This window comes from Kitasatospora sp. NPDC041917 (assembly GCF_055589745.1).
In genome coordinates, this window is sequence record NZ_JBVJBI010000020.1 from 129,016 (window position 1) to 151,985 (window position 22,970).

At 73.2% G+C, this 22,970-nt stretch carries 23 protein-coding genes, 1 pseudogene and 1 riboswitch; of the genes and pseudogenes, 10 read left to right on the plus strand and 14 right to left on the minus strand.

What is annotated here, in order from left to right; translation table 11 throughout:
* The first annotated feature begins 103 nt into the window (after positions 1–103).
* Positions 104–2,605 (plus strand): helicase-associated domain-containing protein, encoded by a 2,502-nt coding sequence (locus ACZ6EM_RS24205; RefSeq protein WP_465773217.1) that lies wholly within the window; start codon positions 104–106, stop codon positions 2,603–2,605.
* A 10-nt stretch (positions 2,606–2,615) separates the two neighbouring features.
* Here ACZ6EM_RS24205 and ACZ6EM_RS24210 read toward each other — a convergent pair whose 3' ends face one another.
* Positions 2,616–2,870 (minus strand): hypothetical protein, encoded by a 255-nt coding sequence (locus ACZ6EM_RS24210; RefSeq protein WP_049652328.1) that lies wholly within the window; start codon positions 2,868–2,870, stop codon positions 2,616–2,618.
* 107 nt (positions 2,871–2,977) lie between these two features.
* Between ACZ6EM_RS24210 and ACZ6EM_RS24215 the strand changes: the two genes are divergently transcribed.
* Both ACZ6EM_RS24215 and ACZ6EM_RS24220 read left to right on the plus strand, forming a co-directional pair.
* A complete protein-coding gene (locus ACZ6EM_RS24215) occupies positions 2,978–3,382 on the plus strand; it encodes a hypothetical protein (protein WP_401053818.1) in 405 nt (134 codons plus the stop codon).
* 96 nt (positions 3,383–3,478) lie between these two features.
* Entirely contained in the window at positions 3,479–5,116 is a 1,638-nt protein-coding gene (locus ACZ6EM_RS24220) for a DNA repair helicase XPB (protein ID WP_359905817.1), read from the plus strand.
* A 42-nt stretch (positions 5,117–5,158) separates the two neighbouring features.
* On the opposite strand, the gene ACZ6EM_RS24225 is transcribed toward ACZ6EM_RS24220, so the two are convergent.
* The gene (locus ACZ6EM_RS24225) at positions 5,159–5,320 is read right to left on the minus strand and encodes a hypothetical protein (protein ID WP_359905820.1); all 162 of its coding nucleotides are present in this window, start codon (positions 5,318–5,320) and stop codon (positions 5,159–5,161) included.
* A 335-nt stretch (positions 5,321–5,655) separates the two neighbouring features.
* On the opposite strand from ACZ6EM_RS24225, the gene ACZ6EM_RS24230 reads away from it, so the two are divergent.
* Complete coding sequence (locus ACZ6EM_RS24230) at positions 5,656–7,707, plus strand: HelD family protein (protein WP_465773218.1); 2,052 nt, start codon at positions 5,656–5,658, stop codon at positions 7,705–7,707.
* Between the two features lie 96 nt (positions 7,708–7,803).
* On the opposite strand, the gene ACZ6EM_RS24235 is transcribed toward ACZ6EM_RS24230, so the two are convergent.
* The 3 genes from ACZ6EM_RS24235 to ACZ6EM_RS24245 all read right to left on the minus strand — a co-directional run bounded on the left by ACZ6EM_RS24235 (position 7,804) and on the right by ACZ6EM_RS24245 (position 9,939).
* The gene (locus ACZ6EM_RS24235; RefSeq protein ID WP_380538292.1) at positions 7,804–8,490 is read right to left on the minus strand and encodes a copper homeostasis protein CutC; all 687 of its coding nucleotides are present in this window, start codon (positions 8,488–8,490) and stop codon (positions 7,804–7,806) included.
* 88 nt (positions 8,491–8,578) lie between these two features.
* Complete coding sequence (locus ACZ6EM_RS24240) at positions 8,579–9,559, minus strand: hypothetical protein (RefSeq protein ID WP_401055152.1); 981 nt, start codon at positions 9,557–9,559, stop codon at positions 8,579–8,581.
* On the minus strand, positions 9,556–9,939 hold the full coding sequence (locus tag ACZ6EM_RS24245) for a PadR family transcriptional regulator (RefSeq protein ID WP_380349060.1): 384 nt from the start codon (positions 9,937–9,939) through the stop codon (positions 9,556–9,558). Before ACZ6EM_RS24245 ends, ACZ6EM_RS24240 begins: the two co-directional genes overlap by 4 nt.
* Before the next feature lie 66 nt (positions 9,940–10,005).
* On the opposite strand from ACZ6EM_RS24245, the gene ACZ6EM_RS24250 reads away from it, so the two are divergent.
* Positions 10,006–10,740 carry an HD domain-containing protein gene (locus ACZ6EM_RS24250; RefSeq protein ID WP_465773219.1) on the plus strand — a complete coding sequence of 245 codons (735 nt, stop codon included), beginning with the start codon at positions 10,006–10,008 and terminating at the stop codon, positions 10,738–10,740.
* Positions 10,741–10,746: 6 nt separating this feature from the next.
* On the opposite strand, the gene ACZ6EM_RS24255 is transcribed toward ACZ6EM_RS24250, so the two are convergent.
* The 6 genes from ACZ6EM_RS24255 to thrC form a co-directional block, all read right to left on the minus strand.
* The gene (locus ACZ6EM_RS24255) at positions 10,747–10,920 is read right to left on the minus strand and encodes a hypothetical protein (RefSeq protein WP_401048134.1); all 174 of its coding nucleotides are present in this window, start codon (positions 10,918–10,920) and stop codon (positions 10,747–10,749) included.
* Between the two features lie 21 nt (positions 10,921–10,941).
* The gene (locus ACZ6EM_RS24260; protein WP_401048136.1) at positions 10,942–11,298 is read right to left on the minus strand and encodes a hypothetical protein; all 357 of its coding nucleotides are present in this window, start codon (positions 11,296–11,298) and stop codon (positions 10,942–10,944) included.
* A gap of 129 nt (positions 11,299–11,427) precedes the next feature.
* Positions 11,428–13,050, minus strand: a complete 1,623-nt coding sequence (gene groL, locus ACZ6EM_RS24265; RefSeq protein ID WP_359905842.1) for a chaperonin GroEL — start codon at positions 13,048–13,050, stop codon at positions 11,428–11,430.
* A 321-nt stretch (positions 13,051–13,371) separates the two neighbouring features.
* A complete protein-coding gene (locus ACZ6EM_RS24270; RefSeq protein ID WP_030289665.1) occupies positions 13,372–13,575 on the minus strand; it encodes a cold-shock protein in 204 nt (67 codons plus the stop codon).
* A 537-nt stretch (positions 13,576–14,112) separates the two neighbouring features.
* Positions 14,113–14,391: a ubiquitin-like small modifier protein 1 gene (locus ACZ6EM_RS24275; protein WP_359905845.1), complete on the minus strand. Its 279-nt coding sequence runs from the start codon at positions 14,389–14,391 to the stop codon at positions 14,113–14,115.
* Between the two features lie 35 nt (positions 14,392–14,426).
* Positions 14,427–15,707: a threonine synthase gene (thrC, locus tag ACZ6EM_RS24280; protein WP_401048138.1), complete on the minus strand. Its 1,281-nt coding sequence runs from the start codon at positions 15,705–15,707 to the stop codon at positions 14,427–14,429.
* Between the two features lie 16 nt (positions 15,708–15,723).
* Positions 15,724–15,860: riboswitch (SAM riboswitch) on the minus strand.
* A 111-nt stretch (positions 15,861–15,971) separates the two neighbouring features.
* Between thrC and ACZ6EM_RS24285 the strand changes: the two genes are divergently transcribed.
* Both ACZ6EM_RS24285 and ACZ6EM_RS24290 read left to right on the plus strand, forming a co-directional pair.
* Positions 15,972–17,009, plus strand: coding sequence for a glucosyl-3-phosphoglycerate synthase (locus ACZ6EM_RS24285; protein ID WP_401048140.1), 1,038 nt, complete (start codon positions 15,972–15,974; stop codon positions 17,007–17,009).
* A 38-nt stretch (positions 17,010–17,047) separates the two neighbouring features.
* A complete protein-coding gene (locus tag ACZ6EM_RS24290) occupies positions 17,048–18,514 on the plus strand; it encodes an alpha,alpha-trehalose-phosphate synthase (UDP-forming) (RefSeq protein ID WP_401048143.1) in 1,467 nt (488 codons plus the stop codon).
* On the opposite strand, the gene otsB is transcribed toward ACZ6EM_RS24290, so the two are convergent.
* Complete coding sequence (otsB, locus tag ACZ6EM_RS24295) at positions 18,501–19,325, minus strand: trehalose-phosphatase (RefSeq protein ID WP_452180884.1); 825 nt, start codon at positions 19,323–19,325, stop codon at positions 18,501–18,503. The two genes, ACZ6EM_RS24290 and otsB, sit on opposite strands and share 14 nt — an antisense overlap.
* Positions 19,326–19,445: 120 nt before the next feature.
* The gene (locus ACZ6EM_RS24300) at positions 19,446–19,691 is read right to left on the minus strand and encodes a DUF3263 domain-containing protein (RefSeq protein ID WP_387691654.1); all 246 of its coding nucleotides are present in this window, start codon (positions 19,689–19,691) and stop codon (positions 19,446–19,448) included.
* 93 nt (positions 19,692–19,784) lie between these two features.
* On the opposite strand from ACZ6EM_RS24300, the gene ACZ6EM_RS24305 reads away from it, so the two are divergent.
* On the plus strand, positions 19,785–20,135 hold the full coding sequence (locus ACZ6EM_RS24305; RefSeq protein ID WP_359905862.1) for a cupin domain-containing protein: 351 nt from the start codon (positions 19,785–19,787) through the stop codon (positions 20,133–20,135).
* A gap of 54 nt (positions 20,136–20,189) precedes the next feature.
* Here the strand turns inward: ACZ6EM_RS24305 and ACZ6EM_RS24310 are convergent, their stop codons facing one another.
* A complete protein-coding gene (locus ACZ6EM_RS24310; protein WP_401056169.1) occupies positions 20,190–21,470 on the minus strand; it encodes an extracellular solute-binding protein in 1,281 nt (426 codons plus the stop codon).
* A 337-nt stretch (positions 21,471–21,807) separates the two neighbouring features.
* On the opposite strand from ACZ6EM_RS24310, the gene ACZ6EM_RS24315 reads away from it, so the two are divergent.
* Together ACZ6EM_RS24315 and ACZ6EM_RS24320 are read left to right on the plus strand one after the other, a co-directional pair.
* Positions 21,808–22,755, plus strand: coding sequence for an ROK family protein (locus ACZ6EM_RS24315; RefSeq protein ID WP_359905868.1), 948 nt, complete (start codon positions 21,808–21,810; stop codon positions 22,753–22,755).
* Positions 22,752–22,970 (plus strand): annotated as a pseudogene (locus ACZ6EM_RS24320) (N-acetylglucosamine-6-phosphate deacetylase); the annotation flags it as partial. The gene ACZ6EM_RS24315 and the pseudogene ACZ6EM_RS24320, both read left to right, overlap by 4 nt.

Here is a 22,970-nt window from a genome sequence, read left to right on the forward strand (position 1 = left end):
CCGCCCCCGCCCGCGCGAGTCCGTCCGCGGGTCCGCGGTGCGCCGCGGGTGCGGCGGGACGAGGGACACCCCGTCGTCCCCGCGCCCGACTAACCTAGGTCGAATGACCACACAGCAGGGCCCTCAACGCCGGAGCAGGTCCGCCACCGGCCCGCGCACCCTCGCCGAGGAACTGCGCGCCCGTCCGGACGACGCGCTCGCCGCCCTGCTCCGCTCCCGCCCCGACCTGCTGAACCCCGTCCCCGGCGACCTCACCCAGCTGTCCGCCCGGCTCTCCTCGCGCGCCTCCGCGCTGCGCGCCCTGGAGCGGCTCGACCGCTTCACCCTCCAGGTCGCCGAGGCGCTGGCCACCGCCCCGGACGGCACCTCGCTGAGCACCGTCCGCACCCTGCTGACCGGCCCGGCGAAGGTCAAGCCGCACCCCGGCGCGAGCCCGCTCACCCCCGCCGACCGGTCCGCCGTCGCCACCGCCCTGCCGCGCGCGATCGCCACCCTGCGCGACCGGGCGCTGCTCTGGGGCCCGGACAACGGGCTGCGGCTGGTCCTCGCCGTCCGCGAGGCGCTCGCCCCGACCACCGGCAACCCGGGCCGCACCGGCCTCGGCCCCACCCTCGCCGACGCCACCATCGGCATGTCCCCGGCCCGGCTGCAGCAGCTGCTCGCCTCCGCCGGACAGCCCGCCACCCCGGACCCGGTCAGCGCCGTCGCCGCGCTCACCGCACTGCTCACCGACCGCACCCGCTGCGCGGCGCTGCTCGACACCGCGCCCGAGGCCGCGCGGCGGCTGCTGGAACGGCTGGTCTGGGGCCCGCCCACCGGCACCGTCCCGGACGCCGCCCGCCCGGTCACCGCCGAGGACGCCCAGAGCCCGGTCGAGTGGCTGCTCGCCCGCGGTCTGCTGCTGCCCAACAGCCCCGGCAGCGTCGTGCTGCCCCGCGAACTCGCCCTGCACCTGCGCGGCGGCCGCACCCACCGCACCGTCGAACCGGTCCAGCCCGAGCCCGCGCCCGCCGCCGCCCCGCGCGACCCCCGGGCCGTGGACGGCGCCGCGGCCGGCCAGGCGCACACCGCGGTCAAGACCGTCGAGGAACTGCTGGACGGCTGGGGCCTCACCCCACCGCTGACCCTGCGCGCCGGCGGCCTCGGCGTGCGCGACCTCAAACGCACCGCCCAGGCCCTGGAGAGCACCGAGCGGCAGACCGCCTTCTGGCTCGAACTCGCCTACACCGCGGGGCTGCTGGCCCCCGACGGCGAGGTGGACGAACGCTGGGCCCCCACCCCGGGGTACGACACCTGGCTGCACCTGGACACCGCCGAGCGCTGGTCCGTGCTGGCCTCCGCCTGGCTCGCCGCCACCCGCGTCCCCGCCCTCACCGGCACCGCGGACGGCCGGGGCAAGCCGCGCGCCGCCCTCGGCCCCGAACTCGACCGCACCCTCGCCCCCTCCGTCCGCCGCGCCGCCCTCGCCCTGCTCGCCGAACTCCCGCCGGGCACCCCGGCCACCGCCGAGGAACTGCTCCCCACCCTGCGCTGGCAGCGCCCGCTGCGCGGTGGCCCCACCGGCCCGGACGGCCGCGAACTGCGCGACGAGCTCACCGCCTGGACCCTCGACGAGGCCGAACTCCTCGGCATCACCGGCCGCGGCGCCCTGGCCGCCCCCGCCCGTGCCCTGCTCACCGCCGAGTCCGACCCGGCCGAGGTGCTCGCCCCGCTGCTCCCCCAGCCGCTGGACCACGTGATCCTCCAGCCGGACCTCACCGCGATCGCCCCCGGCCCGCTGCTCACCCCGCTCGCCCAGGCCCTCGCCCTGTGCGCCGACATCGAGTCCAAGGGCGGCGCCACCGTCTACCGCTTCACCCCGGCCTCGGTGCGCCGTGCCCTCGACGCCGGCCGCACCGCCACCGACCTGCGGTCCTTCCTGGAGCAGCACAGCCGCACGCCCGTCCCGCAGCCGCTCGCCTACCTGATCGACGACATCGCCCGCCGGCACGGCGTCCTGCGGGTCGGCGCCGCCTCCTCCTACCTGCGCTGCGACGACCCGTCCCTGCTCGGCGAGGTGCTCGCCGACCGCCGCTCCGCCGACCTGCGGCTGCGGCTGCTCGCGCCCACCGTCCTCGCCTCCCAGGCCGCCCCGGACGTGCTGCTCGCGACCCTGCGCACCATGGGCTACGCCCCGGCCGCCGAATCCGCCGAGGGCGACGTACTGATCACCCGCCCGGACAGCCACCGCACCCCGCCCCGGACGGCTCCCGTGCCCGTCCCCGACGGCCCGCCCTCGCCCGACGACACCCTGCTCGCGGCCGCCATCAAGGCCATCCGGGCCGGCGACCGCGCGGCCACCGCCACCCGCCGCGATCCCGCCTCCGACCCGCGCCGGCTCCCCCGCACCGCCGCCGCGGAGACCCTGGCCGCCCTGCAGACGGCCGTCCTGCTCGGCGAGCGCATGTGGATCGGCTACCTCAACGCCGAGGGCATCGCCAGCCAGCGCATCATCGACCCGGTCAAGGTCGAAGGCGGCTTCGTCACCGCCTTCGACCACCACGCCGACGAACTCCGCACCTTCGCCCTGCACCGCATCACCGGCGTCGCGGAACTCGACGAGTGAGTACGGGGCCTCAGTGCCCCTGCTGCGCCTCCTTCATCTTGTCCTGGACGGCCTTGTCCGCCAGGCTGCCGATCTGCCCCTGCCCGACCGGCATCGAGCCCCCGGTGACGGTGTCCGCCAGCAGGAACCCGGGCGCCGCGAGCAGGCCGCCGGGCCCCTCGCCGATGCCCGCGAGGGCGTGGGCCGAACCGGCCGAGGAGGCGGTGGCCGCGAAGGCCGAGCCCATCAGGGCGAGGGCGGTGAGAACACGCTTCGACTTCTTCATGGCCGGCTCAACGAGCGAGTACGCACCGTGGTCACTCGAAGTAATTGACGGGCCGGTCCCATCGGCGTAGTCCGGAAGCAGGGGATTCCGACAAGGAGGCACCCACCATGCTCGGCGAACTGATCGGTGAGATCCAGGGCGAGGAGACCGGCCGACGCGTCCTCTCCGCCGGAGACGGGCACCCGGTCGTCGAGGTGTCCATCAAGGGCACCGGCAGCTACTACGGCACCGCCGTCAGCACCATCGCCACCTACGAGTCCGAACTGCGCTCCGACGGCTCCCTGTTCGGCGAGGGCCAGGGCGTCGACATGACCGCCGACGGCCAGGGCGTCGGCTGGCACGGCAGCGGCATCGGCCACTTCACCGACGGCGGAGGCACCGGCTTCCGCGGCGCGATCTTCTTCTCCACCGCCTCGCCCGCCCTCGAACGCCTCAACGGCGTCGTCGGCGTCTTCGAGTTCGAGACGGACGCCGGAGGCAAGATCACCGGCAAGTTCTACGAGTGGAAGTAGCCGCCCGGAACCGGCCCGCCCACGCTCGCGGCGGAATGCGCGACACTGGAGGGTCTGCGTCAATCCACCCTGTCAGCCAGTGGAGGGCTTCCCCGCGTGAACGACGGACCGCTCATCGTCCAGAGCGACAAAACTCTTCTCCTGGAAATCGATCACCCCAAGGCCGGCGACTGCCGTCGCGCCATCGCGCCGTTCGCCGAGTTGGAGCGGGCACCCGAGCACGTGCACACGTACCGGGTGACGCCGCTCGGCCTGTGGAACGCGCGGGCGGCCGGGCACGACGCCGAGCAGGTGGTGGACGCCCTGGTGACGTACTCGCGCTACCCGGTGCCGCACGCGCTGCTGGTGGACGTGGCGGACACCATGGGCCGGTACGGCCGCCTCCAGCTGCTCAAGCACCCGACCCACGGGCTGGTGCTCACCACCACCGACCGGCCGGTGCTGGAGGAGGTGCTGCGCTCGAAGAAGATCGTCCCGCTGGTCGGCGCCCGGGTCGACCCCGACACCGTGGTGGTGCACCCCTCCGAGCGCGGGCAGATCAAGCAGGTGCTGCTCAAACTCGGCTGGCCCGCCGAGGACTTCGCCGGCTACGTGGACGGCGAGGCGCACCCGATCGACCTGGACGAGGACGGCTGGCAGCTGCGCCCGTACCAGGCGCAGGCCGTCGAGGGCTTCTGGCACGGCGGCTCGGGCGTGGTCGTACTGCCCTGCGGCGCCGGCAAGACGCTGGTCGGCGCGGCCGCGATGGCGCACGCCAAGTCGACGACGCTGATCCTGGTCACCAACACCGTCTCGGCCCGCCAGTGGAAGCACGAGCTGGTCAAGCGCACCTCGCTCACCGAGGACGAGATCGGCGAGTACAGCGGGACGAAGAAGGAGATCCGCCCGGTCACCATCGCCACCTACCAGGTGATGACGACCAAGCGGAAGGGCGTCTACGCCCACCTGGAGCTGTTCGACGCCCGCAACTGGGGCCTGGTCGTCTACGACGAGGTGCACCTGCTGCCCGCGCCGGTGTTCAAGTTCACCGCCGACCTCCAGGCCCGCCGCCGGCTCGGCCTGACCGCCACGCTGGTGCGCGAGGACGGCCGCGAGGGCGACGTGTTCAGCCTGATCGGCCCCAAGCGCTTCGACGCGCCGTGGAAGGAGATCGAGGCCCAGGGCTACATCGCGCCCGCCAACTGCTGCGAGGTGCGGGTCACCCTGACCGACTCCGAGCGGCTCGCCTACGCGACCGCCGAGCCGGAGGAGCGCTACCGCTTCTGCGCCACCACGGCGACCAAGCGGCGGGTGGTGGAGGCGCTGGTCAGGAAGCACGAGAAGGACCAGACGCTGATCATCGGCCAGTACATCGACCAGCTGGACGAGCTCGGCGAGGCCCTGGACGCCCCGGTGATCAAGGGCGAGACCAGCAACGCCCAGCGCGAGAAGCTCTTCGACGCCTTCCGGAACAAGGAGATCGGCGTCCTGGTGGTCTCCAAGGTCGCGAACTTCTCGATCGACCTGCCCGAGGCCACCGTGGCCATCCAGGTCTCCGGGACCTTCGGCTCCCGCCAGGAGGAGGCCCAGCGCCTCGGCCGGGTGCTGCGCCCGAAGGCGGACGGCCACGCGGCGCACTTCTACTCGGTGGTCGCCCGCGACACCGTGGACCAGGACTTCGCCGCCCACCGGCAGCGCTTCCTGGCCGAGCAGGGCTACGCGTACCGGATCATCGACGCGGACGACGTGCTGTAGGACGGCTGTCCGGCACCGGTTCCGTACCGGACACCGTCGCGTTCAGTACCGGACACCGTCGCGCCCGAGGAAGATCACGCGCGCGGCGGTGTCCAGGGCGATGCCGACGTTGCGCACGACGGTGCTCAGCGGATTGCGGTGACGCCCGGAGACGGCGGTGGCGCCGGCCGGGCCGGATCGGGGGATGCGGTTCGTGGTGCTCATGTCTTCAACGGTAGGCACCCGGACGGCCGACGGCATCACTCCAAAGGCCGTATCCGCAGGTGCACGGGTCGTCCTGCCGGTGTACGGCGGTCCCCGACGCCCCGCGGGGAGGAACCCCGAGACCCCGCAGGGGCCGACCCCGGGAGCCACCGGGCTGGAACCGCCGGGCGGACGGGTCTAGGATCGTCCGTCTGCCCCCTCCCGAACCGTGGTACCTGCTGAAGTCCCGCAGGCAGCCGGGGGAGGTGCCGACCGCACGGCAACCGGTCGGCGTGCCCACTGTGAGCTCCTACGATCCGCTGCGCCCGCCACCGGGGCAGCCGGGAAGGTTCGCTGTGCCCGCCACCCCCATCACCGACCCCCTCCAGCGCGAACGCGACCACCTGGCCGCGTCCCGGGCCGCGCTGCGCGCCATGCGCGAGGACGTCGAGTCGCTCGACATCCGCGACGTGACCGGCACCTGGGTCACCGCCCTCGTGCTCCAGAACCAGATCGAGGCCAGGATCGCCGCACTGGCCGACCTCTCGCACACCCCGCTGTTCTTCGGCCGCCTCGACTACCTCCACGCGATCAGCGAGGAACTGAGCGAGGGCGGAGGCGGGGAGAACTTCTACATCGGCCGCCGGCACGTCCACGACGCCGACGGCGACCCGATGGTGATCGACTGGCGCGCGCCGGTCTCCCAGCCGTTCTACCGGGCCAGCCGCACCGCGCCGATGGACGTCGAGCGCCGCCGCCGCTTCGGCTACACCGGCGGCGAGCTCACCGCCTACGAGGACGAGCACCTCAGCGATCCGGCCGAGGACGACACCGCCTCCGCCCTGCTGGCCGCCGAGATCGAGAAGCCCCGCGTCGGCCCGATGCGCGACATCGTCGCCACCATCCAGCCGGAGCAGGACGAGATCGTCCGCTCCGACATCACGGGCACCATCTGCGTCCAGGGGGCGCCGGGTACCGGGAAGACCGCCGTCGGCCTGCACCGCGTCGCCTACCTGCTGTACGCGCACCGCGAGCGCCTCGCCCGTACCGGCACCCTGGTGATCGGGCCGAACAACGCCTTCCTGTCCTACATCGAGCAGGTGCTCCCGGCCCTCGGCGAGCTGGACGTCGCCCAGGCCACCGTGCAGCAGCTGGTCGGGCACGTCGAGGTGAGGGGCGAGGACGACCCGCGGGCGGCCCGGCTGAAGGGCGACGCCCGGATGGCCGAGGTGCTGCGCCGGGCGGTGCGCTCGGGCATCACCCTGCCCACCGAGCCCTGCGTGGTGGTCCGCGGTTCCCGCCGCTGGCGCGTGCCGGTGTACGAACTGGCCGAGATCATCGAGGAGTTGAAGGGCCGTGAGGTCCGTTACGGCGCGGCGCGGGACGCCCTGCCGCAGCGCATCGCGCACGCCGTGCTGCTGAAGATGGAGCAGGGCGGCGAGGCCCCGGACGACCGGGTGCAGGACGCGGTGGCCCGCAACAGCGCCGTCAAGGCGGTGGTCAAGGAGTGCTGGCCGGCCGTGGATCCGGCGAAGGTCGTCCTGCGGCTGCTCTCCGAGCCGGAGTTCCTGGCCGCGTGCGCCGAGGGCGTGCTGACGCCCGAGGAGCAGCAGGCGGTGCTCCGGCCCAAGCCCGACCGTTCGGTGCGGACCGCCCGCTGGACGGCGGCCGACGCCGTCCTGGTGGACGAGGCGACCGACCTGGTGCAGCGCACCCCCTCGCTGGGGCACGTGGTGCTGGACGAGGCCCAGGACCTCTCCCCGATGCAGTACCGCGCGGTGGGCCGGCGCTGCACCACCGGCTCGGCGACCGTCCTCGGCGACCTCGCCCAGGGCACCACCCCGTGGGCGACGGCGAGTTGGCCGGAGGCGCTGCGTCACCTGGGCAAGCCGGAGGCGCACATCGAGGAGCTGACCAAGGGCTTCCGGGTGCCGGAGGAGGTCATCGCGTACGCCTCCCGGCTGCTCCCGGCGATCGCCCCCGGTCTGGCCCCGGCCTCCTCGGTCCGTGAGGCCCCGGGCTCGCTGACGATCCGCCGGGTCGCCGACGGGGACACCACGGAGGCGGTCCTGGCGGCCTGCCGGAAGGCGCTGGGGCACGAGGGATCGACCGGCCTGATCGCCGCCGACGCCCGCATCCCGCGGCTCGCCGAGGCGCTGACCGCCGCGGGCCTGCCGCACCTCTCCCCCGGCGCCGAGACCAGCGCGGAGGCCCGGCTCACCCTCGTCCCGGCCTCGCTGGCCAAGGGCCTGGAGTACGACTACGTGGTGCTGGACGAGCCGGCCGCGGTGATCGCCGGGGAGCCGGACGAGCGGACCGGCCTGCGGCGGCTGTACGTGGCGCTGACCCGTGCCGTCTCCGGGCTGACGGTGCTGCACGGCGAGCCGCTGCCGGAGCAGCTGCGGTAGCGGGCGAAAGGGCCGGTCCGGGGACCGGCCCTTTCGCCCGGTGGCCGCCCGCGGCCGGCCACCGCGGGCGCGCGGTACGGCGCCCGCCGCGGGCGTTCAGGCGTCGATCAGCGCCCGCCACTCGGCGACCTTGGCCGCGTCCACCGGCGTCCGCCAGCCGTCGACCCGCACCGCGCCGCCGACGTGGAAGGCGTCGAAGCCCTCCGCCCGCAGCTCCTTCAGGTGTTCGGCCCGCAGGCCGCCGCCGATCAGGATCCGCTGCCGGTACCCGGGCTCGCCGGCCCGGGCCAGCTCGGCCGACAGCACCTCGCGCCCGGCGTCCACCCCGGCGGCCGCGCCGGAGGTGAGGAAGGTGTCCAGGCCGGGCAGCCCGCCGACGGCGGCCCGCAGGGCGGCCCGGTCGGCGCTGTGGTCGATCGCCCGGTGGAAGGTCCAGCGGCAGCCGGCGATCGCCCCGGCGACGGCCGTGGTGGCGGCCAGGTCGACGGCGCCGTCGGCGTCGAGGAAGCCGAGGACGAACTCCTCGGCCCCCTCGGCCCGCAGGGCGGCGGCCCGGGCGCACAGCCCGTCCACGTCACCGGGGGCGAAGCCGTCCCGGATCCGCAGCATGACCCGCAGCGGGATGCCGACGGCGGCCCGGATCCGGCCGAAGTCCTCGACGGACGGGGTGAGCCCGTCGGCGGCCATGTCGGTGACCAGTTCGAGCCGGTCGGCGCCGCCCGACTCGGCGGCCTGGGCGTCCTGGGGCGTCAGCGCGATGACTTCGAAAATTGGTCTAGACATATTCGACAGCCTGCCACATCCGTCCGCCCCCGGAAACTCCGAGGAGGCCGTTCCGGTCACCCGGAAACGGCCTCCCCGCTCCTCCCGGTCAGGCCGGCTCCTGGACCGCCCCGACCGCCTCCCGCCGCCCGAACCGGTGCACCGCCACCGCCACCAGCAGCAGCACGGCCACCGTCGGCGCCACCACCGGGAGCAGGTGCGAGACCCCGCGGGACTCGCGCCAGATGTTGAACAGGGAGCCGGGACCGGTCAGCACCAGCACCGCCGCCCCCACCGCCGCCGGCGCCATCCGACCGCGCAGCCCGGCGAGGGTCAGCAGCAGCGGCACGATCAGCATCACCACGACCCACCCCAGGTCCAGCGGGAAGTCGGTGTCGTCCCAGTTCTGGGCCGCCTCCAGCAGTGCGCCCACCGCCACCGAGGCCAGCACCAGGCCGCCCGTGCGCCAGGTCGGCCGGGGCAGCAGGTCGGTCGGCGCCGCGACCAGCAGCAGCGCGGCCCCGACGAACGGCAGCGTGGCCATCCCGATGTAGCCGCTCCACCACAGGTCGAAGCGGGGGTACAGCGCGGCGTCCGCCAGGTCGTGCCACACGGCACCCCCCAGCTCGTACAGCGCCGACGCGCCCAGGATCAGCGCGCTGCCCCGCACCGCCGCCCACCGGCCCAGGAGGGCCGCCACCACCAGCAGCGCGGCGGCCACCGGCGGGCAGAACATGGCGAACCGGGTCCCGAACGAGTCGTCCCAGGCGAACCGGTTGGCGACCCGGTCCGCCGTGGTCAGCCAGGCCGCCAAGGCCGCCCCGGCCACCGCCCCGGCGAGCATCGGCGCGAGCAGCGCCAGCAGCCGCCCGGTCGGCGAGGCCCCGGTCAGTCCGAGCCGCACCCGCAGCCCGTACACCGCCAGGCCGAGGACCTCCCGGGCGACCGCCAGCCGGCCGCCGGCCGCGGTCGTGTCGGCGAACACCTCGGCCAGTTCCTCGCCGCGCTCGCGGCGGTACCGCTCCGGGTAGAGCTGGAGCGCGGCCCGCAGCACCGCCGCGGGCGCCGTGCCGATCGCCGGCGTACTCATGAGAGGCCTCCCCCCGCCGCGGGCCGCCCCTGCGACCCGGCCTTGCCCGGCAGCATCGACCGGATCCTGCTGAGCCGGCGCTCGGCCTCGGTGGCCACCGCCCGCAGCCGCTCCGCCTCGGCGGCCAGCGCGTCCCGGCCGGCCCCGGTCAGCGCGTAGCTGCGCCGGGCACGGCCGTCCACCACCTCCTCGGCGGCGACCTCGATCAGGCCCTGGCCCAGCAGCCGGTCGAGCGCCCCGTAGAGCGTGCCGGTGCGCATCCTGACCCGGCCGTCGGAGATCGCGGCGATCTCCTGGATGAGCGCGTAGCCGTGCCGCGGGGCGTCGGCCAGCGCGGTGAGCAGCAGCAGCGTGGGCTCCTGCATGGAGCGTTCAGTCATACGACTACATATATCGTCAACCTACCTATAGGTCCAGCGCCCGGCCGGGCCGCCACAATGGTCGCCATGCCGACCACCGAGCACGACCCGTCCGCCGCCGGGCACCGACCGTCCGCCCCCGGGCACCGGCCGCTCGGCGAAGGCCCGCTCACCGAAGGCCCGCTCACCGAAGGCCCGCTCACCGACGGCCTGCTCGCCGCCTGGACCGCCCTGCTGCACCGCTGCGGGGCCGCCGTCGAGCCCGAACCGTACGGCCGGGAGCTGCTGCGCCGCTGGTCGGAGCCGCAGCGCCGCTACCACACCGTCACCCACCTGCACGCCGTGCTGGAACACGTCGACGAGCTGGCCGGGTACGCCGACGACCCGGAGGCCGTCCGGCTCGCGGCCTGGTTCCACGACGCCGTCCACCGCCCCGACCGCACCGAGAACGAGGAGCGCAGCGCCGCCCTGGCCGTCCGCGCGCTGACCGCCGCCGGACTGCCCGCCGAGCGGGTCGCCGAGGTCGAGCGCCTGGTGCTGCTCACCGTCGGCCACGACCCGGCGCCCGGCGACCGCAACGGCGAGGTGCTCTGCGACGCGGACCTCGCCGTCCTCGGCGGCAGCCCCGAGGCGTACGCGGCGTACGCGGCCGCCGTCCGCGAGGAGTACGGCTTCGTCCCCGCGCCGGACTTCTCGGCCGGCCGGGCCGCCGTCCTGCGCCACCTGCTCGCCCTGCCCGCGCTCTACCGCACCCCCGCCGCCCGCGAGCGCTTCACGGCCGCCGCGCGGACCAATCTGACGGCCGAACTCGGCGCCCTCTGACGCCCGTCAGCCCCGCCGCGCGAGCACCCGGTCCGCGGCGGCCATTCCCGCCAGCACCGCGGGCAGGCGACCCACCACGGCCCACCACGCGTCCTGGTCGGCCCCCGACAGCTCCACCGCGGCCCACCACAGCCCGAGCCCGCAGCACCCGCCCGCCGCACCCCACACCCAGCGCCTCATGCCGCCACCGTACGCACGGGTCTACCCGAGCTTCCCCACGGGTGCCACCACCGCGCCCTGCTTGCCGCACACCCAGTGCGGGTCCGGCCCCAGCTCGGGTTCCACGCCCAGGGCGTGCGGGTCCCCGTCGGCCGCGCAGTCGGCGCACAGCGGCCAGCGCCCGTACGCCTCCAGCAGCGCGTCCTGGACGTCCTGGGCGACCAGCCCGAGCACGTACTCGGTGCCGTCCGGCCACTGCTCCAGCCACCAGCGGCGGTGCGTCACGGCCTGCTCCACCAGCGAGACGACGGCGGCGTCCGCCACGTCCCGCGCGGTGAGGTCGGCCAGGATCAGTGCCCGTGCGTTGTGCAGGGCGGTCTCGATGTCGTCAGCAGCCATCCGTCCATTCTCCGTCGACACGTCCGGAACACCGAAACGACCGGAACGCCGAAACGCCGTGTGGGCGGCCCCCCGAAGGGAACCGCCCACACGGACGAGGTCCAACCGATCCGATCGAAACGATCAGGATCAGAAGTCCATGTCACCGCCCGGCATGCCGCCGCCGGCGGCCGCGGCGGCCTTCTCCGGCTTGTCGGCGATGACGGCCTCGGTGGTGAGGAACAGCGCCGCGATGGAGGCGGCGTTCTGCAGCGCGGAGCGGGTGACCTTGGCCGGGTCGATGATGCCCTCGGCGATCAGGTCGACGTAGGTGTTGGTGGCCGCGTTCAGGCCGTGACCGGCGGGGAGGTTGCGCACCTTCTCCACCACGACGCCACCCTCCAGGCCGGCGTTGGTCGCGATCTGCTTGATCGGGGCCTCCAGCGCGACCTTGACGATGTTGGCACCGGTGGCCTCGTCGCCGTCCAGCTCCAGCTTGTCGAAGGCGACACCGGCCTGCAGCAGGGCGACGCCACCACCGGCGACGATGCCCTCCTCGACGGCGGCCTTGGCGTTGCGGACGGCGTCCTCGATGCGGTGCTTGCGCTCCTTGAGCTCCACCTCGGTGGCCGCGCCGGCCTTGATGACGGCCACGCCGCCGGCCAGCTTGGCGAGGCGCTCCTGGAGCTTCTCGCGGTCGTAGTCCGAGTCGCTGTTCTCGATCTCGGCGCGGATCTGGTTGACGCGGCCCGCGACCTGCTCGCTGTCGCCGCCACCGTCGACGATGGTGGTCTCGTCCTTGGTGATGACCACCTTGCGGGCGGTGCCCAGCAGGTCGATGCCGGCGTTCTCCAGCTTGAGGCCGACCTCCTCGGAGATGACGGTGCCACCGGTGAGGATGGCGATGTCGCCGAGCATGGCCTTGCGGCGGTCACCGAAGCCCGGGGCCTTGACGGCGACGGACTTGAAGGTGCCACGGATCTTGTTCACGACCAGGGTCGACAGGGCCTCGCCCTCGACGTCCTCGGCGATGATGACCAGCGGCTTGCCGCTCTGCATGACCTTCTCCAGCAGCGGGAGCAGGTCCTTGACCGAGCCGATCTTGGAGTTGGCGATGAGGATGTACGGGTCCTCGAACGTCGCCTCCATGCGCTCCAGGTCGGTGGCGAAGTAGGCGGAGATGTAGCCCTTGTCGAAGCGCATGCCCTCGGTGAGCTCAAGCTCCAGACCGAAGGTGTTGCTCTCCTCGACGGTGATGACGCCTTCCTTGCCGACCTTGTCCATGGCCTCGGCGATCAGCTCGCCGATCTGGGTGTCGGCGGCCGAGATGGAGGCGGTGGAGGCGATCTGCTCCTTGGTCTCCACGTCCTTGGCCTGGGCCAGCAGCTGGTCGGAGACGGCGGCGACGGCCTTCTCGATGCCGCGCTTCAGGGCCATCGGGTTGGCGCCGGCGGCGACGTTGCGCAGACCCTCGCGAACCAGGGCCTGGGCGAGCACGGTGGCGGTGGTGGTGCCGTCACCCGCGACGTCGTCCGTCTTCTTGGCGACCTCCTTGACGAGCTCCGCACCGATCTTCTCGTACGGGTCCTCGAGCTCGATCTCCTTGGCGATGGAGACACCGTCGTTGGTGATCGTGGGGGCGCCCCACTTCTTCTCCAGCACGACGTTGCGGCCCTTGGGGCCGAGCGTGACCTTCACCGCGTCGGCGAGCTGGTTCATGCCACGCTCAAGGCCGCGGCGAGCTTCCTCATCAAAGGCGATGATCTTGGCCATCAGAAGTGGTCCTCCGGGACACGGTCGACTGCTCGGACCAAGGGGTGCCCGCGACGGACGGCCCTGGTGCGCGGAGGTCCATTCCCTCCGCTCCCGGGGGCCTCACCGACCCGGTCCGCTGTCACTCTCACACTGTGAGTGCTAACGCCAATGATTAGCACTCCGGGTGGGCGAGTGCAAGCCCAATCGGCAATCCGCGAGCCGCCGCCGGGGCCGCCCGGGAACGCCGACGGGCCCGTGCGACACGAGTCGCACGGGCCCGTCGAGAAGCGAGAGGTCACCAGCCGCAGGGCCGCGCCGAGCTCCTGGGGTCGGAAGGGGTCAGACCGCGGCGCGGACCATGTCCGCCTGCGGGCCCTTCTGTCCCTGAGAGATCTCGAACTCGACCCGCTGGCCCTCCTCGAGGGTGCGGTAGCCGTCCATCTGGATCGCGCTGTAGTGGACGAAGACGTCCGCACCACCGTCGACCGCGATGAAGCCGTAGCCCTTCTCCGCGTTGAACCACTTGACGGTGCCCTGAGCCATTCCGAACTCCCCTAGTGCTGTGCTGGCCCTTCACGCGCCCGCAGGTCGCGGGCCCGGATTGGTTGAAGGCCGGCCCGGGGAACCCCCCCTGGGCGCAGCCGTGCACGCCGCAACCCTCCGTGCAGGACGCCAGGCGGCTTCCGGCGAGCGGGTGATTGCGTCGACCGCCGCTGAATGTATCCGGATCGACGCCCTCTGCAACAGGGCCAACCACCGGTAATTCCGCCTCGATGTCAAGGGACAGGACGGGCCGAATCGGAATAATCTCGGCATTTCACGCCGGACATAGCGGACGAATTACTCAAATGTCCGCGGGAATTCTGACATCCGCCTGACATGTTTCACGGGCCGGTCCCGCCGGCCGGACGCCCCCGGGCCGAGCACTGCGGGGGCCGAAAGGGAAACCCTGTTCCCAACCGAGCCACACTCTACTCCGACTCGACCGGGAAATATTCCGGCCGGAATGCCAGCGGTCGCCCGCGCATACGGGAAACGGAATTCCGTACGCGCGGGCGACCGCTGGTTGGTCGCGAAGGCTCAGCAGCCGCCGGCCACCGCCGGGATGATCGAGATGCCGGCGCCGTCCTCGATCTCGGTCGCCAGGCCCTCGGCGAAACGCACGTCGTCGTCGTTCACGTAGACGTTCACGAAGCGGCGCAGCTTGCCGGTGTCGTCCAGGATGCGGGCCGAGATGCCCGGGTGGTTCTTCTCCAGGTCGGCGACGACCTCGGCCAGGGTGGCACCCTCGGCGGTCACCACGGCGGCACCGTCGGTGTAGGTGCGGAGGATGGTGGGAATGCGGACGTTGGCGCTCATGACTCTCCTTGCGGGGGCGGGGCCGATCGGGTGGTTCAGACGGACGCGAGGCCGGCGGCGCGGAACGAGTCCAGCGTCGGGCGGATGACGGCGGTCATCCCGGCGTCGGAGACGGCGTCCAGGGTCTTCAGGCCGTCGCCGGTGTTGATCGCGACGGTTTCCTTGGCCGGATCCAGCTGCCCGGTCTCGACCAGCTTCTTCAGCACGCCGACGGTCACCCCGCCGGCGGTCTCGGCGAAGATGCCCTCGGTCCGCGCCAGCAGCCGGATCGCCGCCACGACCTCGGCGTCCGTGACGTCCTCCACCGCGCCACCGGTGCGGCGGGCGATGTCCAGCACGTACGGGCCGTCGGCCGGGTTGCCGATCGCCAGCGACTTGGCGATGGTGTCCGGCTTGACCGGCTTGATCACGTCCCGGCCGGCCTTGAACGCGGCCGACACCGGCGAGCAGCCCTCGGCCTGGGCGCCGAAGATCCGGTACGGCCGGTCCTCGACCAGGCCGAGCCTGATCAGCTCCTGGAGGCCCTTGTCGATCTTCGTCAGCTGCGAGCCCGAGGCGATCGGGATCACGATCTGCTCCGGCAGCCGCCAGCCGAGCTGCTCGCAGATCTCGTACGCCAGCGTCTTGGAACCCTCGCCGTAGTACGGCCGCAGGTTCACGTTGACGAAGCCCCAGCCCTCGCCGGCCGAATCGCCGATCAGCTCCGAGCAGAAGCGGTTCACGTCGTCGTAGTTGCCCTCGATGCCGACCAGCTCGCCGCCGTACACCCCGGCCATGACGACCTTGCCCTGCTCCAGGTCGTGCGGGATGAACACGCAGGACCGGAACCCGGCCCGGGCCGCCGCCGCCCCCACCGCGCCGGCCAGGTTGCCGGTGGAGGAGCAGGACAGCGTGGTGTACCCGAACGCCCGGGCCGCCTCGATCGCGCAGGCGACCACCCGGTCCTTGAACGAGTGCGTCGGGTTCCCGGAGTCGTCCTTGACGTGCAGCTGGGCGGTGAAACCGAGCTCCCGGCCCAGGTTGTCCGCCTTCACCAGCGGGGTCCACCCCGGGTTCAGATTGGGCTTCGACGCCACGTCGGCCGGAACCGGCAGCAGCGGCGCGTACCGCCAGATGGACGCCGGACCGGCCTCGATCCGCTTGCGCAGCTCCTCGGCGCCCTCGCTGCCGAACTCGTAGGCGATCTCCAGCGGGCCGAAGCACTCCAGGCAGGCGAAGCTGGGGCCGAGCGGGAAGCGGGTGCCGCACTCGCGACAGGACAGCGCGGCGGCGGGGCCGAGGTCGACGGAAACAGGTGCGGCGGTGTCGATAGCCATGATGGCGAGGCCTCTCTCCTCATCTTCCCCGTGGCACGGTCGCGCCACAGGCCGGAATTGGCACCTGTCCCGCCGGGGCCTGTCGACAGACAGCCGCGCGGGAAGGTTGCCGGGACGTCAACGGGCCGTTCCCTCAGTCCCTCTGGATGAGCTTGTGAAATTGTGGTGATGCTCAACGGCGACCCCGGCGTGCAAAGGTCCGACCGCTGTACGAAGACTGTATCCGAAGGCGTCAATCCTGAACGGGTCCGTCCGCCACGCGAGATGACCCGTCCCACCGACCCCGCCGAGGAGACCTCCGTGCCCGCCGAACCGATTCCCGAGCTCCTCCCGCAGGCGGCGTCCTGGCTGCGCCGCCGCTCCTGGAGCGCGGCCGACCGGCCGGTCCACACCCTCCTCGCCGCCAAGGAACGCACCGGCCGCACCGTCAGCGTGGTCCTCCCCGCCCTGGACGAGGAGGCCACCGTCGGCGACATCGTCCGCACCATCCGCCGCGAGCTGATGGAACGCCTGCCGCTCGTCGACGAACTCGTCGTCGTCGACTCGGGCTCCACCGACGCCACGGCCGCCGTCGCCGCCGAGGCCGGCGCCCGGGTCGAGCACCGCGACGCCGTCCTGCCCCGGCTGCCCGCCGTCCCCGGCAAGGGCGAGGTGCTCTGGCGCTCGCTGCTGGTCACCCGCGGCGACATCGTCTGCTTCGTCGACGCCGACCTGCGCGAATTCGACCCGGCCCTCGTCTCCGGCATCCTCGGCCCGCTGCTGACCGACGAGTCCATCCAACTGGTCAAGGCCATGTACGACCGCCCGCTGGAATCCGAGGGCGCCGTCCTGCCCGCCGGCGGCGGCCGGGTCACCGAACTCGTCGCCCGGCCCCTGCTCAACCTCCACTGGCCGGAACTCGCCGGTTTCGTCCAGCCCCTCGGCGGCGAGTACGCGGCCCGCCGCTCACTGCTCGAACGGCTGCCCTTCCCCACCGGCTACGGCGTCGAACTCGGCCTGCTGGTCGACGCCCTGGAACTGGCCGGTCTGGACGCCCTGGCCCAGGTGGACGTCGGCGTCCGGCACCACCGCCACCAGGACGGCCAGGCCCTCGGCCGGATGGCCGCCACCATCTACCGGACCGCCCTGGAACGCCTCGACCGCACCCACCGCCTCAAGGCCTCCGCCGACCTCGTCCACCCCCAACTCACCCAGTTCACCCGCGACCCGGAAACCCGCGCCTTCACCGCCCACACCCACCCGGTGACCGCCCTGGAACGCCCCCCGATGCACACCGTCCCCGAATACGCGACCCGTCATTGAGGGGTTTGCCGCCCCGAACCCCCGGCAACATCCCAACCATGGGCGATCTCACGACCAACCGTTCGAGCGCGACCGGCACCGCCCCCGTCCTGGTTGCCTCCAACCGGGGACCGGTGTCCTTCAGCACCGCCGACGACGGCACGCTGACCCTGCGCCGCGGCGGCGGCGGACTGGTCTCCGGCCTCTCCGCCATCGCGGACCCGAACGCCGTCTGGGTCTGCGCCGCCCTCAACGACGCCGACCGCAGAGCCGCCGCCGAGGCGCCGCACGGCCGCCTCGACCTGGCCGGCCACGAGGTCGGCGGCCAGGCCGTACGGATGCTGGACATCGACCCGCAGACCTTCGCCCGCGCCTACAACGGCGTCGCCAACTCCACCCTGTGGTTCGTCCACCACCTGCTCTACGCGACCCCCACGGCACCCGCCTTCGACGCCGGCTTCCGCACCGAGTGGGCCGCCTACCGGGCGTACAACGAGGCCTTCGCCGAGGCCCTGGCCGCCGAGGCCGCCCCGAACGCCGCGGTCCTCGTCCAGGACTACCACCTCTCCCTGGTCCCGGCCCTGCTCCGGGCGGCCCGCCCCGACCTGCGGATCGGCCACTTCTCGCACACCCCCTGGGCCCCGCCCGAGTACTACCGGATGCTGCCCGACGACGTCGCCCGGGCCGTCCTCACCGGCATCCTGGGCGCCGACCGGGCCGGCTTCCTGACCGAACGCTGGGCCCGCGCCTTCGCCGCCTGCTGCGAGGACCTCCTGGACGCGACCGTCGACCTCGACGCGCTCACCGTCACCCTCGACGGCCGCACCACGGGCCTCGGCGTCCACGCCCTCGGCGCCGACGCCGACTTCCTGCGCGAACGCGCCCACCGCCCCGACGTCGACGAACGCCTCGCCGCCCTCCGCCGGACCGTCGGCGACCGCCGCACCATCGTCCGGGTCGACCGCACCGAGCTGAGCAAGAACATCGTCCGCGGCCTCCAGGCCTACCGGCACCTGCTCCGCACCCGCCCCGAGTGGCACGACCGGGTGGTGCACATCGCCTTCGCCTACCCCTCCCGCACCGACCTGGCCGAGTACCGCGACTACACGGCCACCGTCCAGCTTCTCGCCGACGAGATCAACGCCGAATTCGCCACCCCCGCCTGGCAGCCGCTGCTCCTCCACGTCGACGACGACTTCCCGCGCTCGCTCGCCGCCTACCGCCTGGCCGACGTCGCCCTGGTCAACCCCATCCGCGACGGCATGAACCTGGTCGCCAAGGAAGTCCCGGTGGTCTCCGACAACGGCTGCGCCCTCGTCCTCTCCCGCGAGGCCGGCGCCCACGCCGAACTCAAGGACGACGCCCTCACCGTCAACCCCTACGACGTCATCGCCACCGCCGACGCCCTCCACGCCGCTCTCACCATGGACCCGAAGGAGCGCGCCGACCGCACCGGGCGCCTGGCCGCGGCGGCCACCGCACTCCCCCCGCAGCAGTGGTTCCTGGACCAGCTCAACGCCCTGTGAGCGCCTCCCCGAGAGCCCCCAGCAGCTCCACCACCCCCTCCGGCCCGGCGACCACCAGATCCGCCCGGTCGGCCAGCTCCCGCACCGGCGCGTCCCCCACCGCACCGGCGCACACCAGCACCCCGGCCACGCCCTCGCCCCGCAGCTTCTCCACCGCGACGAAGGCCGCCACGTCCCCCAGGTCGTCCCCGGCGTAGAGCACCGCACGGGCCCCCCGCTCCCGCAGGAACCCGGTCAGCGCCGCCCCCTTGTCCACCCCCGGCGGCCGCAGCTCCAGCACCAGCCGGCCGGGCTCCACCACCAGCCCGTGCTCGGCCGCCAGGTCCCCCACCGGCGCCCGCAGCAGCTGCAGCGCCTCCTCCGGCGCCGCCGTCCGCCGGGTGTGCACGGCCACCGACCGCCCCTTGTCCTCCACCCACGTCCCCTCGGGCGCCCCGACCCGCTCCAGCACCACCGGCAGCACGTCCCGCACCCGCGCCACCCCCGGATGCGCCTCCGGCGCCGAGAGCTTCCCGTCCTCCCACCGCTCGGCCCCGTAGTGCCCCAGCACCACCACCCCCGGCAGCCCCGCGAACCCCCCGTACTCCACCGCCACCGCGGCCGGCCGGCCCGTCACCACCACCACGGCCCCCACCACCGAGCCCAACCGCCGCAGAGCTCCCACCACCCCCGGATGCGCCCGCGCCCGCCCCGGATCCGCCACGATCGGCGCCAAGGTCCCGTCGAAGTCCAACCCGATCACGGCATCCCCGGGCGCCGCCAGGACGGCCCGCACCCCGTCCCGCCCAGCCTCGGTCCCCGGCACGAACATCTCTTCAAAACCCATACCGAAGCCCCTACCCCGGACCGCCCCCTCCGCACCCACCCGCGTGGCGCCCGCAACCCCTTTCCCCCACCCCGGCGCCCAGCCGCCCTTCCGAGAGCCGCCCCGTCACCGGGCCCCCCGCCGGGCCTCCCGAACCCGCCGCAACCGATTCACCAGCACCGGCGCGTGCGCCAACGCCGCCTCCCGGTCCAGCAGAGCGTTCAGCACCTGGTAGTACCGCGTCGAGGAGAGCCCCAGCTCCTCCCGGATCGCCCGCTCCTTGGCCCCCGCCGTACGCCACTGCCGCCCTTCCAGCGCCAGCACCGCCCGCTCCCGCTCACTCAGCCCGCCCGGTTCGCCCACCGGAACCACCTCCGTCCACCGCTACGGAGTGTCATTCTCGCGCGCGACCCCGACACACCCTGCTCGCCCCACCGCTCCCCGCGCCCGGCTACCGTCACCCCCATGACCACGCCCAGCTTCGCCCTGCACGTCCCCACCGCCGACCTCGACCCCGATCCGCTGGACCCGTCCCAGGTCGTCTCCGGTTCTCCCGAGGTCACCGGCAAGGTGCTGTCCGAGTCGGCCGACGGCCGCCATCTGCGCGGTCTCTGGCAGATCACCCCCGGTGTGGTCACCGACGTGGAGGCGGACGAGATGTTCGTGGTGCTCAGCGGCCGGGCCACCATCGAGATCGAGGGCGGCCCGACCCTGGAGGTCGGCCCCGGCGACTGCGCGGTCCTGCGCGAGGGCGACCGCACCACCTGGACGGTCCACGAGACCCTCCGCAAGGCCTACGCCATCACGCTCCCCTGAAGCACACCCCCGCCGGGGCCTGGGCGGGTCCCGACCCCGCCCCGGCCCCCGGTCCTACTTGCGGACCTTGGCCGCTTCCTTCACCGCCGCGTCCTGCAGTCCCCCGAGCACCTGCTTGGGATCCCCGGTGACGGCCTGCCCGATCCCCGCCTTGATCCCGTTGCTGACCTCGCCCCAGGCCGGGTCGCCGAACGGGTAGAAGCTCGCGTTGGCCAGCCCGACCGCGAACTGCTTGAGGTCCTCGTGCTTGGGGTCCGACGACATCTGGGCGAAGGCGTCCTGGGTGACCGGCAGGAGGTTGTACTGCTCGTCGAACTTCAGCTGGTTGTCCTTGCCGTAGACGAAGGACAGGAACTTCTTGATCTCGTTCTTGTGCCCGTTCGCCTTGAGCGCCATCATCCAGTCGGCGACCCCGAGGCTCCCGGTCCGCCCGACGCCGTCCTTCTTGGGGATCGGCGCCGTCCCGAAGTCGATCTTCCCGGCGGTCGCCATCCGCAGCAGCGTCGGGTGCCCGTTCAGCATCGCGACCTTCCCGGCGGCGAAGTCCTGGAACACCGGGGTGCGGTTCATCCCGCCCGGGTCCGGGTACGTCAGCCCGGTGCTCACCAGGTTGCTCTTCAGCCAGCCGAAGGTCGCCTGGTTCTGGGCGCTGTCGATGGTGTAGTTGCCGACGTCGTCGGAGATGCTGCCGCCGCCGCTCAGCGTCCACAGCATCGATTCGGCCGGCGCCTCCTCCGGCCCCAGCGGCAGCCCGTACGGGGTCACCCCCGGCACCTTGGCCTTGATCTTCTCCGCGTCCTGCCGCAGTTCGTTCCAGGTGGCGGGCGGCTGGGTGATCCCGGCCTGCCGGAACATCGCCTTGTTGTAGAAGAGCACCCGCGACGAGGAGACGAACGGGATCCCGTACTGCGTCCCGAGCACCTGCCCGGCGTGGGCGAAGGTGTCCAGGAACCTGGCCTGGGTGTCCACCGAGAGCACGTCGGAGGCCGGGTAGAGCCGGTCCGCCGCGACCTGGTCGGCGAAGCCGCCGGTCTGGAGCAGGTCCGGCGACTTGCCGGCCGCGATCATGTCCTCGACCTTCTTGCCGATCTCGGTCCAGCTGTCCACCTCGACGCTGACCTTGATCCCGGGGTTCGCGGCCTCGAAGTCCCTGGCGACGGTGTCCCAGTAGTGCTGGGAGCTCGTCTCGGGGCTCTCCCCGTAGTCGGCCGCGACCAGCCTGAGGGTGACCGGTCCGTCGTCCTGCCCGCCGCAGGCACTGACCGCGGTGAGGACCAGTGCTCCGGCCAGCGCACCGCCGAGCACACGGGTGGGAACGTGGACGCGCCTGTTCAACGCGGGTACCGCCTTCGGGGGGATGAACGTGGATGTACGTCGACCGGATCGGGGGAAATCCGGCGGGGGGAGGCGCAACACTGCCAAACCCGCCGACCACCGGTCCACACCACCGACCGGGGTCGCCCCGGTAGTTATCGAAGTGCGCGGAGTCATTGCACAATGCGCAACAAAACCCCCGCCCCCACCCCGCACATCCCGTTCGGCTCCCGGCCCCGCCCCCGGGCGCAAAGCCCCGCACACCCCCGCAGCTGCGACAAAGCTCACCCAGTATGGACCAGACCAATCCGACAACTGGACTAGACCTCTTCGACCCGCCCAAGGGAAACTGTCCTCCGTGAAGCACGTCATCGCACTCGATGTAGGCGGCACCGGCATGAAGGCCGCGCTGCTCGCCCAGGACGGCTCCGTGCTGTTCGAAGCACGCCGACCGACCGGGCGGGAGCACGGCACGGACGCCGTCGTCGCCGCCATCCTCGACTTCGCCGCCGACCTGGCGGACGAGGGCCGCAGCCGCTTCGGCGTCGCCCCGCTCGCGGCCGGCGTCGCCGTCCCGGGCACGATCGACGAGAAGAACGGCATCGCGGTCTTCTCCGCCAACCTCGGCTGGCGCGACCTCCCGCTGCGCAAGCTCCTCGGCGAGCGCCTGGCCGGACCGGACGGCGGCCCGATGCCGGTCGCCCTCGGCCACGACGTGCGCTCCGGCGGCCTGGCCGAGGGCCGGCTCGGAGCCGGTCGCGGCGTCGACCGCTTCCTGTTCATCGCCCTCGGCACCGGCATCGCCGGCGCGATCGGCATCGGGGACCGGATCGAGGCGGGCGCGCACGGCTACGGCGGCGAGATCGGCCACGTCGTGGTCCGCCCGGGCGGACCGCCGTGCGGCTGCGGCGCCCGCGGCTGCCTGGAGACACTGGCCTCCGCCTCCGCCGTCTCCCGCGCCTGGGCCGAGGCCAGCGGCGACCCCGACGCCGACGCGGCATCCTGCGCCGCCGCGGTGGACGCCGGGGACGACCGCGCCCTCGCGGTCTGGCAGCAGGCCGTCGACGCCCTCGCGGACGGCATCGTGCTGGCCCAGAGCCTGCTCGACCCGTCCACGGTGATCGTCGGCGGCGGGCTGGCGGAGGCCGGCGACACGCTCTTCACTCCGCTGCGCGCGGCCGTCACCGAGCGACTGACCTTCCAGATGCCCCCGAAGGTCGTACCCGCCATGCTCAAAGACACCGCCGCGTCCCTGGGCGCAGGCCTGCTCGCCTGGGATCTGCTCACCATGGAGGTGACCGCGTGACCACCGCGGACCGTGACCGAACTGCCCTGGCCGGCGCCCGCCTGGTCCTGCCCGGCGGCGTCGTCGACGGCGACCGCCTCGCCGTCGAGGGCGAGCGCATCGCCGGCCTCGGCGGCGACACCGAACCCGGCGACCTCGACCTGACCGGGTACACCGTCGTCCCCGGCTTCGTCGACCTGCACGTCCACGGCGGCGGCGGCGCCTCCTACGCCTCC